The sequence below is a fragment of the Streptosporangium oxazolinicum genome (genome assembly GCF_039537505.1).
Classification (GTDB): domain Bacteria; phylum Actinomycetota; class Actinomycetes; order Streptosporangiales; family Streptosporangiaceae; genus Streptosporangium; species Streptosporangium oxazolinicum.
The window spans coordinates 300,566-314,184 of sequence record NZ_BAABAQ010000002.1 but is presented as its reverse complement, the minus strand read 5'-3'; the positions used below and the strand labels follow the sequence as shown (position 1 = coordinate 314,184).

5 protein-coding genes are annotated in these 13,619 nt (G+C 65.8%); 2 read left to right on the top strand and 3 right to left on the bottom strand.

Annotated elements, in window-relative coordinates; genetic code table 11:
• Positions 1 to 20 precede the first annotated feature (20 nt).
• Complete coding sequence (locus ABD817_RS06535) at positions 21 to 1,217, top strand: SLC13 family permease (protein ID WP_344916029.1); 1,197 nt, start codon at positions 21 to 23, stop codon at positions 1,215 to 1,217.
• A gap of 112 nt (positions 1,218 to 1,329) precedes the next feature.
• Here the strand turns inward: ABD817_RS06535 and ABD817_RS06530 are convergent, their stop codons facing one another.
• On the bottom strand, positions 1,330 to 4,371 hold the full coding sequence (locus ABD817_RS06530) for an AfsR/SARP family transcriptional regulator (RefSeq protein WP_344916027.1): 3,042 nt from the start codon (positions 4,369 to 4,371) through the stop codon (positions 1,330 to 1,332).
• An 18-nt stretch (positions 4,372 to 4,389) separates the two neighbouring features.
• Here ABD817_RS06530 and ABD817_RS06525 point away from each other — a divergent pair, with 18 nt between their 5' ends.
• Complete coding sequence (locus tag ABD817_RS06525) at positions 4,390 to 9,603, top strand: LamG-like jellyroll fold domain-containing protein (protein WP_344916025.1); 5,214 nt, start codon at positions 4,390 to 4,392, stop codon at positions 9,601 to 9,603.
• Between the two features lie 468 nt (positions 9,604 to 10,071).
• Here the strand turns inward: ABD817_RS06525 and ABD817_RS06520 are convergent, their stop codons facing one another.
• Both ABD817_RS06520 and ABD817_RS06515 read right to left on the bottom strand, forming a co-directional pair.
• A complete protein-coding gene (locus ABD817_RS06520) occupies positions 10,072 to 10,314 on the bottom strand; it encodes a DUF397 domain-containing protein (RefSeq protein ID WP_344916023.1) in 243 nt (80 codons plus the stop codon).
• Positions 10,315 to 10,389: 75 nt separating this feature from the next.
• Positions 10,390 to 13,413 carry an AfsR/SARP family transcriptional regulator gene (locus ABD817_RS06515; protein WP_344916021.1) on the bottom strand — a complete coding sequence of 1,008 codons (3,024 nt, stop codon included), beginning with the start codon at positions 13,411 to 13,413 and terminating at the stop codon, positions 10,390 to 10,392.
• Positions 13,414 to 13,619: the final 206 nt, after the last annotated feature.

Here is a 13,619-nt window from a genome sequence, read left to right as displayed (position 1 = left end):
CGCAGGTGAGACGTGCGACCATGTCCGATGTGCTGCGGAGATTGAGCGTTCTGGACCGGATCCGTTTCGGACTCCTCGGCCTCGGCCTCCTGTTCGTCGCGACCGGTCTGCTCCCCGCGCGGGAGGCCTGGAGCGAGATGGAGCGGATCGGGCCGATCCTGCTGTTCCTCGGCGCGGTGATCATCCTCGCGGACCTCGTCAAGGAGGCCCAGCTCTTCGACGTGATCGCGATCCGGCTGGCGGCGGTGGGGCGGGGAAACCACGTCGTGCTCTTCCTGCTGTGCACGGTCTTCGCCTCGGTGGTCACCATCTTCCTGAACCTGGACACCACGGTGGTGCTGCTGACGCCCGTCATGCTCGCCCTCGCGGCCAGGACCGGGATCGCCGCGCTGCCGCTGGCCATGACGACTCTCTGGCTGGCCAACACCGCCGCTCTGCTCCTGCCGGTGTCGAACCTGACGAACCTGCTGGCCATGGAACGGCTCGGCATGTCCGCCCGGGAGTTCGCCGGGCGGCTCTGGTTCCCCCAGCTCGTCTCCATCGCGGTCACCATGGTCTTCCTGTGGGTGTTCTTCTGGCGCCGTGGCCGGCGCGGTGCGGTCCGCTACGAACCGCCGACCCCCGGGCCGGTCGCCGACCCGGTGCTGTTCAGGATCGCGGCCTCGGCGTGCGTGCTGTTCGTGGCCGCGATCCTGCTGGAGCTGCCGATCCAGTTCGCCGCCCTGGCCGGGGCGGCCCTGATGATCGCCGCGTTCGCCTGGCGCGACCGCTCGAAGCTCATCCTCGCGCTGTTCCCCTGGCAGCTGCTCGTCTTCGTCGTCGGCCTCTTCCTGGTCGTGCCCACCCTGAGCCGGTACGGCCTGGCCTCGGTGATGAGCTCCCTCGTCGGGACCTCCGGGGGCCCGGGGGGTGACGGCGCCTATCGCGTGGCGGCCGTCGGAGCGGTGCTGTCCAACCTGATCAACAACCTGCCCGCCTACACGGTCGTGGAGCAGGCCATTCCTCCGGGCGATCGGGACCTGCTGCTCGCCCTGCTCGTCGGCACCAACGCCGGCTCGGTGATCACCCCGTGGGCCTCCCTCGCCACCCTGCTGTGGTTCGAGTGGTGCCGTCGCAGGGGAGTACGGGTGCCGATGGTCACCTTCGTGCTGGCGGGGGCGGTGCTGGTCGTGGTGGGCGTGACCGCCACGGTGACGGCGCTGTTGGTCACGGCTTGAACGGTGGCTTGGCCGTCCTGATGGTCAGGCGGTTCCACGGGTGAGGTCTCGCGGGCCAGCGGGGGTTCGAGGAGGGACGAGTCTTGATCATCTGGTTATCGCCAACCCATGATCACTGAGAGGGGCCTGTCATGGGTTCGGCCGTCTCGCGAATCCGTTCCGCTATCTCCTCGGCCTCCGGTACGCCCATCGGGGAGAGGGTCGCCAGTGCGTCCTCCCAGTGCCTCCGCGCCTCCTCGATCTGCCCCAGGGAATAGAGGGCTTCGGCGGCGCCCTTGCGCGTCAGGCCGTCCATGCGGCGTTCCCGGAGTTTGGCGGCCATGCCCATGGCCGTCCGGTGATGTTCGAGGGCGGATCGGCTGTCGCCCATGGCGAGATAATCGTTGCCCAGTTCGATGAGCGCTTGGCATTCCAGGTGTCGGCTTCGTAGCTTCTTGGATCGGTTGAGAGCTCTCCGGTGATGGCCGACTGCCTCGTCGTGAAGTCCCTGCTCGCGGTACGCCGTGCCGAGACCGGTAAGTGCCTCGGTCTCCAATGTGCTGATTCCCAACTCCTGCGCCATCCGCAAGGCTCTGATCAGAAGTTCGACGGCGATGCCGGTGTCGCCGAGCTGGGTGTGGACCCATCCCAATTCGATGAGGCTGGCGGTTTCGTCGGGGCGGCGTTGCTCCCCACGTTCGTAGGCGAGACATGTGCGCAGCAGATCTCTGCTCTCCGTCAGACGTCCTAGGTCCCGGTAGGCTCTTGCCAGGATGCTCATGATCGCGTTTTCCGAGGACCTGTTCCCTAGCCGTTGAAGCAAATCGATGGAACGCCGGGCGGTTTCGACCGCCTGGGTGAGTTCTCCCAGGGTCACCAGTGCGAGCGCGATGTCACCGAGGACCCGGGCCTCTCCCATCTGGTCACCGATGTCCTGGAAAACAGCGAGAGCCTGTCGCAGATGGGAGAGGTAACCGGCGTAGTCTCCGGTGCACATGTATGCGAGGCTCAACGACTTGAGCAGCTCCGCCTCGCCGCGCCTCTCGCCGAGCTGCCGGACGGCGGACAGGGCGACCCAGTGGCTTGTGACCATCTCGTCCACCCGGTCCCTCATGTAGAAGAACCTCGACAGGGTGAGGGTGGTCTGCCAGGAATGGGCGGGCCATCCCCCGGTGCCCGCGTGGGTGATCATTGCCATCAGCGTGGGAAGCTCGACGTCCAGCCAGGCCAGGGCCTCATCGACGCCGGAGAAGGTTCGTGTGTCGACAGGGGGCGGTGTGGTGAGTTCCAGAGTCCTTTCCTCACCTGTCGCTTGGCCGACGGCCGCGTCCACCGTGTGCAGGTACCAGTTGATGAGTCGTGACAGTGCCGCGTGACGATCGGCCGGGCTGTCCTCGGCGTCGCCGCGTTCGCGCCCGTACAGGCCCAGCAGGTCGTGCATCGCCAGTCGCCTGTCACCGAGAATGTGGATCAGGTGCGCGTTCACGAGCGTGTCGACCGCCGCACGGGTCTCGTGGGGAGAGAGCCCGGTCAGGACGGCGACCGCCTCAAGGTGGATGTCCGGCCCCGGCTGGAGGCTGATCAGCCGGAACGTCCGCCGGACGGTTTCCGGCAGGGCGCGGTAGGAAAGCTCGAAAGCGGCACGAACCCCAACCTGTGGATCTTCTTCGATGTCGAGGGCGGTCAGCCGGTTCTCCTGACGAAGCCTGGCCACGAAATCCCTCAGGGGCAGGGCCGGTTGATCGTTGAGGTGGGCGGCGGCCAGTTTCAGGGCCAGGGGCAGGTGTCCGCACAACCGGGCCAGCTCGGTCGCCATGTCGGGTTCGTCGTCGAGGCGCCTGGCGCCCAGCACGATGACGAGCAGTGCCCGCGCCTCGTCGGCCGACAGGACGTCGAGGGTGATGGTGCTCACGTCATGGGTGACCGAAAGGCTTCGCAGGGTGTCCCGGCTGGTGATGACGGTCCTGCACAGGGGGGAGCCGGGCAGGAGCGGACGCACCTGCTCGGGGGTGGCGGCGTTGTCTAGAATGACGAGCATCCGCTTGTCGGCTACGAGGGATCGGTAGAGGGCGGTGCGTTCGTCCAGTTCCGAGGGAATCTCGTCCGCCGCCGTTCCGAGCGCGCGCAGGAACCGGCGCAGCACCTGTAATCCACTGACGGGTTCTCTGAGTGAATGACCGTGGAGGTTCACGTACAGGTGGCCGTCGGGGAACCGGGCCGCCACCCGATGCGCCCAATGTGTCGCCAGCGCGGTTTTGCCGACTCCCGCGGTTCCCGCGATGGCGGAAATCACCACGGTCGGCACATTTCCGCTACTCGCCAACAACAGCTCGTCGAGTTTTCTCAGGTCGTTCGCGCGACCGGTGAAACGAGCGATGTCAACGGGCAGTTGCCGGGGTACGAGGGTGAACGCCCTTTCCTGGGTGTCGGAATGTGCCGCGGGAACCGTGCCGGCGGAGAGGATCGCCTGTTGAACGCCCGACAGTCCATGACCGGGTTCGAGCCCGACCTCATCCCGGATGTGTTCGCGCGCCGACTGGAACTCCGCGAGCGCCTCGGCGGTTCGTCCCGCGTGGTGGAGCGCCAGCATCAACTGGCCGCGAAGTTTTTCGTCCAACGGGTGCTCGGCCACCAGAAGACGCAACTCGCCGATCAGCTCTACGTGACGCCCCAGGGCGAGATCGGCCTCGATGCGCTGGAAAAGGGCCATGACACGCCGTTCCTCCAGGGCGGCTCCTTCCGAAGCCTGTAGCTCGGCGTCAGTGCCTCCGAGCGCGGGGCCTCGCCACAGGGACAGGGCCTGGCGAAAGAGTTCCGATGCTCGCGAGGCGTCGCCCGCGGCCAGGGCCGAACGGGCCAGCGCCGTCTCGGTGGTGAAGACGTCAAGGTCGGAGGCGCCCGGTTCCAGCCGCAGCGAGTAGCCGCTGGGCATACTGACCAGGGCTTGCCCGTCGCCGAGAAGACGTCGCAGGGACCACAGATGGCTGTGCAGCAGCCGTCGGCCCGTGGCCGGGACCTCGGTGCTCCACAACGCCGCCATCAACCGGTCATGGGAGATGGTTCGGTTGGCATTCAGCACCAGAACACCAAGCAGAGTTCGCTGCTTCAGGCCGGTGACCGCCAGTGAGCGCCCGTCACGCCACATGTCAACCGGGCCGAGGATGCGAAGCTGCATGCCAACTCCCACAGGATCGTGATCGTGCCGGTGCGGCGCGCTCGATCGCCACGCGCGCGCTCGATCGCCGCTCGCCTGGCCGTGCGCTTTCTCTTCGCGGGCGCGACATCGGCCATATTTCAAGATCAATACATTTTATCCTACAAGATCAATATCGCGGCGCGGCATGCTGAGCGCGATCACCTTCGGCCGGGCGCTCCCCTTGCGATGCCCGGGCCGGAAAATCCCTTTTTCACGCTGGAGGCACCGGTGGGGTTTCCCTTACCGAACCGTCCCTTTGCGCCGCTTCGGTGGCACGAACCGAATAGACGGGCCGCGACCACGGTCGTGGCCGTCTCCGCTCTGGCGGCCTCGCTTCTGGTGCCGGGCAGTGCCCTGCCCGCCCAGGCCGACCCCACACCCGCCCCCGCGTCTTCCGGGCCGGTCCAGACGCCGTTCCCCCGCCCGGAAGATCCCGACGCTTCGCTGCGCGCGGCGGTCGTGGAGGCCAGGAAGCACAACAGGCCGGTCGAGGTCACCGACACGTTCACCGAGACCTCGCGCACCTGGGCCTTTCCCGACGGCAGCCTGAAGACGGAGTCGTACTCGGGCCCCGCCCAGGTCAAACAGCAGGACGGTTCGTGGGCCTGGATCGACACCACACTGGTGGAGAAGGACGGCGTCCTCAGGCCCAAGGTGGCCAAGGCCGACCTCGCCTTCTCCCTCGGCGGGGACGACGCTCCGTTCGCGGTGATGAGGCGGGACGCGGATCAGAGTCTCAGCCTGTCCTGGGACGGGAACTTGCCGCGCCCGGTGGTGAAGGGCAACGTCGCCACCTACCCGGACGCCGCCGGACCCGCGGCCGACCTGGTCGTCACCGCCCTGCCCACCGGCTTCCGGCACGACGTGGTGTTGCGCGAGCGCCCCAAGGAGGCGCTGGAGATCCGCATCCCGGTGGAGTCGGCCGAGCTGACCCTTGAGAAGTCCGCGCAGGACGGATTGCAGCTCACCGACGGCGAGGACAAGGTCGTCGCCCAGGCACCGAAGCCGGTGATGTGGGACAGCACCGGCGCCGCCGCGCCGCGTAGCGCGCCGATCGCCACCTCCGTCGTCGAGGACGACGGCGAACGGACACTGGTCCTCAAACCCGACGCCGGGTGGCTGGCCGACCCCGCCACCACCTTCCCCGTCGTGGTGGACCCCACCTCCACGCTGACCGTCAAGACCGACACGCTGCTCTCCAGCGGCGCCGACTGCAACACCAACGACCAGCCGGGCGCCACGTCGCTCAAGATCGGCGCGGCCTACTACAGCTGCAACGGGGTCAGCGCCATGAACTACTGGCGCTCGTACCTGAAGTTCGACGTCAGCGCTCTGGCCGGAAAGCCCGTCGTCTCCTCCACCATGCAGCTGTGGCGTACCGAGTCACCCGGCTGCCACCTGCGCGGCAACGGCAAGATCTACGCCACCCGGGTCGGCAACGACTGGACCCCGGGCAGGATGACCTGGGCCAACAAGCCCTCGGGCACCACCGACTTCGTGGGCACTCCCTGCCCGACCACGGGTATTTCCACCCCCGGCGTGATGACCTGGCCCATCACCAACTGGGTCAAGGCCTGGGCCGGAGGCCAGCCCAACCACGGCGTCGAGCTCATGGGACCCAGCGAGAGCGTCGATCGCTACAACGCCTACTCGGCGGTCTTCCACTCGGCGGAGACCACCGGCACCGGCGCCACCCCGCCCAAGCTCATCACCCAGTACATCCTGCCGCCCGAGATCCCCACGGTCACCGCCGAGTCGGTCGACTCGATGGACGGCGAGCACGCGATCGTGCGCGAGAGCTCGGCCAAGGTCGGCTACAAGAGCACCTCCGTCGACGGCAGGAATCTCGACTACTACGTCTCCGTCGTCGACTCCACCGCTCCTCTTCCGGCCTGGACGACAGGTGGCGGCGAGGTCGGCAAGTGGAGCTTCACCGAGGGCGTCGAGAGCGCCGACTCCAGCGGCAAGGGCAACCCGCTGGTGTTCGTCAGCGGCCGGTATTCGTCGGTCGACGGCAAGGACGGCAAGGCCCTGTTCCTCAACGGGGCCGCGGCCAACCCCTCCTTCGCCTCCACCCAGAAGGCGGTGCTGCGCACCGACAGGAGCTTCTCGGCGGCCGGTTGGGTACGCCTGGACTCCGGTAACGCGTCGGCCGCGCTGATCAGCCAGAGCGGCGCCGTCAACAGCGCCTTCATCGTGGGGTACGACTCCAGCAGCCGCAAGTGGAACATGGTGATGCACCACACCGACACCGCCACCAGCTCGTTGACGGAGATCAAGTCCTCCGCCGTGGCGCAAGTCGGCGTGTGGACCCACCTGGCCGGTGTCTACGACGCCGCCGCCAAGAAGGTCCGCCTGTACGTCAACGGTGTCCAGGCCGCCGAAGCCGACTACGTCGCCGCCCCCTGGCAGGCCGGAAGGAGTTTCTGGCTCAACAGCGGCCAGTCCGGCGGTTTCGGGATCTCCTCGGTCAAGGCCGCCTACGACGAGATCCGCGCCTACGACCGCGCCCTGAGCCCCGGCGAGCTCCAGTGGATGCTCAACCTCACCCCGCCCACCAACGCGAACCTGCCCTCCGGCCGGGGCGCGTCCATCACCTACGACGTCGGCAACGTCGACAGCTTCAAGATCTCCGTCCGGGCCTGCATCACCGGCGCCACCCCGATCACCTGCAGTGAAAGCCCCTACTACCGCGTCACCACCGACGCCCCCTACCTGCCGACCGACACCGAGACGGGCATGGCCGACCCGGCTCAGCCGATCCTGTCGGGCATGGTCAACCGCCCTTCGGGCGGACCGGTGACCGCCAAGTACTTCCTGTACGACAGCACCGGCGCTCCGGTCGGTTCCAGCCCGCTCGGTGAACGTACGGTCGGCAGCCAGGAGCGCGCGTCCTTCCAGCTTCCCGAGAACATCGTTCAGCCCGGCGGGACGTACACCTGGCAGATGCAGGCGTGCGCCCTGGAGATCTGCACCGCCAAGACCGCCCCGGTCAGCGTCACCATCCCCGGCACACCTCCGGATACGCCCCCTGTGACCGTCAGACACCTGACGCTGCTCAAGGACAACTTCGTTGTCAAAAGCGCCAAACTCGACCCCACCGCCTGCGACGGCTCGCCCTGCGTGGTGACCGACTCGGCCACCGTGCAGATCGGCGGCACCGGCACCGGCAGAACAGCGGCGGTGATCGGGCTCAAACTCGACGAACTTCCCGACGGGGCGGGTGTGTCGGAAGGCATCCTCAAACTCGGCACCCCGATCTGCCCGGCCGGTGCCTGCCCGGCAGACGCGATCATTACCGTCACCCCGCTGAAGAGCCCGGTGACCGGTGAGACCAGAGGCTCGGATCTGACGGGCGACGCCGACGGCAGCACCACGCCCTACTCCCTGCCGTTGAGCGCTCCGCAGGCCGACATCGCCGGGAGTGAATATCAGTGGCTGATGCTCACTTCCGACAAGAACGAGATCATCACCTTCGGCGACGCGGCGGCGGCCGAGCAGCCTTCGCTGGTGCTCACCTACCTGCCCGCGGGACCGCCGAGCAAGGTGCTGAACCTCACGACCCGGGGCGGTGACGCCAGTGCGATCGCCAGCTGGGGGTTGCCGGAGAGCAACGGGGGCATCGCCATGCTGGAGGGTTACGACGTCGAGGTGACCGATGGCAGCGGTGTCGTCGTCGACACCTTGAACGTCAAGGACCCCTGGGCAGCCATTACCGGACTGGCGAACGACATCACCTACACCGCGAGAGTACGAGCCAAAACGGCGTTCGGCATTGGGGACTGGGAGTCGTCTTCATTCACCACCAAGGCGGTACCGCCACCTCCAAGGGAGGGAGACACGACGTGCGTTCCGTTCCTGGACTCTCCCCCTACGGCCGCGGTCGCGAACACGCAGTCGAGTGCTCAGACTTACATCGACAGGGTGAAGAAGTATTACCAGGCCCAGGACGCTGTCCTCGAGGGTCGCGCCGACACCATCTGGGACGCCCCCGGAGTGACGGCGGACGCACCCAGCGCGGCCAAGCTGTCCCTGCTCAACACGGAGTTGGTGCAGGCGAGAACCGCCATGGAGCAAGCCGGAACCGTTCGCTCCGGCTCGACCGTGGAAATTCCGGCGGCTGTTGTCCAGGCGACGTCCGGCGGCATGGTAAGGGTGACCGCAGAGGTCAAGCGTAGCTGGATCGAACAGACCCCGGACACGCCGGCATCGGCGAAGACGAATCGGCCGGCCACCGGCACCGCCGGTCAGATCGAGCCGAGCGAAGCCGTGATCGACATCTTTGTCTTCGATCGCTGCGGCAACATAACCATCATCCAGGTGCCTATCGAAGTCGAGCAGGATCCGACGGACTTCTACTATGACGAGGAATGGGAGACGTATCTCGCGACCGGCTTCATCCCAGGTGAGGTTCCTCCGTCGGCCGCCACTCCTTCGCAGGCGAAGGCAGGTGCCGTCGGCGCCGCGTCGGGTCAGTGCGACGCCAACCCGGACGACCAGTATCCGGAAAAGAAGGACACCTGGGTGAAGGAGCGGCCCGGCTACAGTCAGTACAAGCTTCTGAAAAAGCAGCGGCATCCCACCACGAGGGTTTTGTGGAAGGGGTGGCAGCTCCACGCCGAGGCCCGCTCCACCTGGTGCTACCCGCTCGGTGACGATTACGGACCTCTCACCACGGAGACCTGGAGGATTCCGAGCTTCGTCAACTACGTCCGGGTCTACACGATCGGCCCGTGGAAGTTCAAGACGAAGAGCGAACTCGCCGAGTACAGGTACATCCTTAACAACCTGGTTATCAAATCCGCTGGCGAGGCCTGTTTCAATACCGAGCGGGAAAGCGTCACGGGTGGGTTCAACATCTCGATCGACACGCAAAGGGTGGGAACAGCGGGAGTCTATGGAGAACTGAACGGCTCCATCGAAACGACCTGCAAGCCCTACGAAAAGATGGGGCCCGTAAAGCCGACCAATCCCAATCCGGACGATACATTCGTCCTGAGGGCGGTGTGGACGAAGAAGACATCGAAAGCCGAGTGTTTCGAGGGGCCCTCGAACTACTGCGAACTAACCGGCTATCAGCATCGCTTCGAGCCGGAGGTCACGTTCTGCCACCACGTCACCGCGAAGGTGGCTGACTGTCCCGAATGGATTCCCACCCCCTACCATAGCTGGTGGCACGACTTCCTGGGGAGGAAGAAGGGGAACGGTTAGAGCGGATTGATTTCCAGATGATAGGCGGGGCCGGGAGCGCAGCTTTTCCCGGCCCCGCGGCCCTGGAAACCCCCGACCGCCCGGCGACCGGTTGAAGGAGATCTCAGATGATACTTACCGGAAGGCGGAGGATTCCGTCGTTCCTGGTTGTGGCCAGGAATCTTTTCCTTGTCGCAGGTACATTTATGGTACTTGGCGGGGTGGGCATCACGCTCTTCGACGCTCCCTCCCTCTATTGGAATACGCGAGGTGTATCCACTCCCGCATCCTTCGTCCTGGTCGCCCTGAGCAAACCTGTTGTTCTCGTACTTGGTGGCCTGGGCATGATGCTCGGCAGCATCGCGGCCGCTCTTGGATGCCCGCGTACGACCGTCTCCGGCGGTGGCGAGTGACACGGCCTTTTCCCGGCCAAGGGCGAGGCTCTGGCCGGGTGTTCAGAACAGACTGTCGAGCGTGATCCCGCGCCGGTCAGTCGAAGCGGCCCGACTTCACGGTGGTGAGAAAGGTGTGCCACTCGCCCGAGGTGAAGACGAGGGCCAGGCCAGCAGGGTTCTTGCTGTCGCGGACGGCGATGGCTCCCGGAAGGTTTCCGGCGACCTTGACGTGGTTTCCGCCGCTGCCGCCGCAGAGAAGTACGGGTGCCGATGCCCACGTTCGTCCTGGCGGGGACCGCGCTGGTCGTGGTGGGCGTGACCACCACGGTGACGGCATCGCTACTCACGTAAGCAATGTGCAGCATGAACGTATGAACACCACAGTCATGCTCGCCAATCGGCGTGGCACAAGTCAGCTCACACCGGCCTCGCGCATCCGTTGCGCGACCTCCTCAGCCTGGGGGACACCCATGGGCGCCCATATGCCAAGCGCGGTCCTCCAGTGTTCCGTGGCCTCGTCCGTCCGCCCCAGGGCGTGGAGCGTATCGCCCAACCCTTCGTGGGCGAATCCGCGCTGATACACGTTGGCCATCTCTCCAAGACCGGCGACGAGCTTTTGATAATGACTTAGCGCCGACTGAGCGTCCCCGCTTGAGAGGCAGGTGGACGCGAGGCTGTTGAGCGTCTCGTCCTCCTGTGGCTTGCTCCGTATGCTCCGCGCGAGGCTGAGTGCCTTCTCGTGGTGTTCGAAGGCTTCGTCGTATCGTTCCTGACGACGCATGGCGGTGGCGATTCCATTGAGGATATCGGTCTCGAAGTTTTTGTTTTTCTGGTTCTGGCTCAAGAGCAGTGCCTTCCGGAAGAGGTCCAAGGCGGTTTCCGGGTCGCCGAGTTCCGTGCGGACGGTCCCCAGCTGAATAAGACAGTATGTCTCTTCGTACTCCCGATTGACCTCTCGCCAATATTTCAGGGACTCTTCCAAGCTTTTCGCCGCTTTGTCGAACCTGCCGAGGGTCAGGTAGCTGTCCGCCAGATAGGTTATCGCTATGAATTCGCCCAGACGGTCTTCGAGCTCGCGGTTCACCACCAGGCACTGCTCGCCGACCTCGATCGCCTGTAGAGGCTGCCCGGCTAATTGCAGGGCGTAACTCACGTGTCGCAGGGCTTTGGCCTCTCCCGGCCGGTCGAGGATTGACCGCCAGATCCGCAGGGCCGCCTGCTGGTCGCTGAGGTGATCAGCATATCGCCCGATGAAGACTTTGGCATAACCGAGGTCGCTGAGGATTTCCGCCTCACCGCGACGGTCACCGGCCAGGCGGGCGGAGGACAGGGCGGTCTCCCCTGTCAGGAAGAGGTCGTCGAGGTAATTTCTCATATAGAAGAACCATGACAACCTGCTGAAAATCTGCCAAACATGAACGTGCCGATCTTTTGTCGCTGCATGGGTAATCACAGCCACAAGAGTGTGATGCTCCTGCTCCAGCCAGGCCATCGCTTCGTCGAAGCCGGAGAAGTCGGATGCCCCCTCGATGGGAGAGATGCCCAGAGCTGTCGTGTCTACGGGGGACAGATGATCCATGGCCTTCAGGACCGCGTACCGGTACCAGTCGAACATTCCCGTCAGGGCATTGTCACGGTGGTCCGCGGTCTCGTCGTTCACGCACCGTTCCTCCGCGTAGACGCGCACGAGGTCGTGCATCGACAGCCTTTGCCCATCGTCCTTCTGCAACAGGTGGGCGTTGACCAACGTCTGGACCGCGGCGGCGGTGTCATCGGCGGACATACCGGTGAGGGCGGCCGCGGCGTCCAGCCCGATGGACGGTCCAGGATGCAGGCCGAGCATCCGGAACATCCGCCGAGCCGGTGCCGTGAGACTCCGGTAGGACATCTCAAGCGCGGAACGGACCCCGATTTCCGGATCCTCAGTGAGATCCAGGACGGTCAGCCGGTTCTCCCGCCGAAGCTGGATGACGAATTCCTCGATTTCGGCGGGGGAGCTGCCCGTGAGCTGTGCCGCCGCCAGCCGTAGTGCCAGCGGCAGGTATCCGCAGAGCCGGGCCAGTTCGGCGATGGTGTCCGCTTCGCGGGCCGTCGCGCTTCCGCCCAGGAGGGTGTTGAGCAGCGCGATCGCCTCATCGGCCATCAGCACGTCGAGCGAGATGCCGTGCACGTCATGAGTCACGGACAGACCCCGTAGCGCGTCACGACTGGTGATGACGACTCTGGAAGGTGAGGAGCCGGGCAGCAGGGGGCGTATCTGGTCCGGTGTGGCGGCGTTGTCCAGGACGATGAGCATCCGCTTGTCGGCCAGCAGTGACCGGTAGAGCGCCGCGCGTTCGTCGATGCCGTGCGGGATGTCGTCGTCCGTCACGCCGAGAGCGCGGAGAAGCTGGCCCAGTGCCTGGGCCCCTGTCGTGGCCGGTATCCCTGAGTAGCCGTGCAGGTTGATGTAGAGCTGCCCGTCCGGAAACCTGACGGACGTCCTGTGTCCCCAACGTGTCGCCAGGGCGGTTTTGCCGACTCCGGCGGTGCCCGCGATGGTGGAGATCACCACGGTTGTCGCGCCTTCCCTCTCGGACAGAAGCACGTCCAACTGGCGTAGTTTCTCCACGCGGCCGGTGAAGCGTGTGATGTCGGCGGGCAACTGCCGGGGCACGTGCGAGGTACGAACGGCGGGGGAGTGTGCCGCCACGGCGTCGCCGGAGACGCTCTCTCCGGACAGGACGGTCTGGTGGATCCGGGCGAGTTCCTCGCCGGGGTCCAGGCCGAGCTCGTCGCGGAAATGCCGGCGGCCGATCCTGAACACCTCAAGCGCCTCCGCCGTACGTCCGGCACGGTGGAGGGTGAGCATCAACTGGCCGCGCAGTTTCTCGTTCAGCGGGTGCTCGGCCACCAGCAGGCGCAGCTCGCCGACCAGGTCGGCGTGGCGCCCCAGGGTGAGATCGGCTTCGATGCGGTCCATGAGCGCGGTGAGGCGCTGCTCTTCCAGGGCCGCGCCCTCGGTCGCTTGGAGGTCGGGGTGCGTGCCGCCGAGTGCGGGGCCGCGCCACAGCGACAGTGCCCGGCGGAACCCCTCCGCAGCATGGGCGACGTCCCCCTTTGCCAGAGCGGAACGGGCGAGCGCCGTCTCGGTGACGAAGACGTCAAGGTCGGAGGCGCCGGGTCGTAGTCGCAGTGAGTAACCGGTGGGTGTGCTCACCACGGCGTTGCTCTCGCTGAGCAACCGCCGCACCGACCACAGGTGGTTGTGCAACAACCGTCGTCCGCTGGCTGGGATCTTCGTCCCCCACAGGGCTGTCAGGAGCCGATCGTGGGAGACCACCCGGTCGGCCTGCAGGACCAGAACGGCCAGCAAGGTTCGTTGTTTGGGTCCGACGATCTTGATCAAGCGGCCGTCACGCCAGATATCGACCGGACCGAGAACGCGAATTTCCATTCCAACCCCCAAGAACCGCGACCGCCGTGAAGTGGTGTTCGTCGAACAGTCCGTGAATGTTTGCCGTCGCCTGCCCCCTCAACTGCGGTTTCTCGCGGAGAAACAGGCGGCGGCCGATCAATTATCAAGATCACGACATTCTATATGACAAGATCAACAGCACCAACAGTGATGCTTGTGACGATCATCTCTGGCCAGGCGCTCCC

Bases quoted from the DNA above. Each gene is read 5' to 3' on its own strand.
- ABD817_RS06520 (WP_344916023.1), bottom strand. From the start codon at position 10,314: ATGCCGTCACCGTGGTGGTCACGCCCACCACGACCAGCGCGGTCCCCG.
- ABD817_RS06535 (WP_344916029.1), top strand. From the start codon at position 21: ATGTCCGATGTGCTGCGGAGATTGAGCGTTCTGGACCGGATCCGTTTC.
- ABD817_RS06530 (WP_344916027.1), bottom strand. From the start codon at position 4,371: ATGCAGCTTCGCATCCTCGGCCCGGTTGACATGTGGCGTGACGGGCGC.
- ABD817_RS06515 (WP_344916021.1), bottom strand. From the start codon at position 13,413: ATGGAAATTCGCGTTCTCGGTCCGGTCGATATCTGGCGTGACGGCCGC.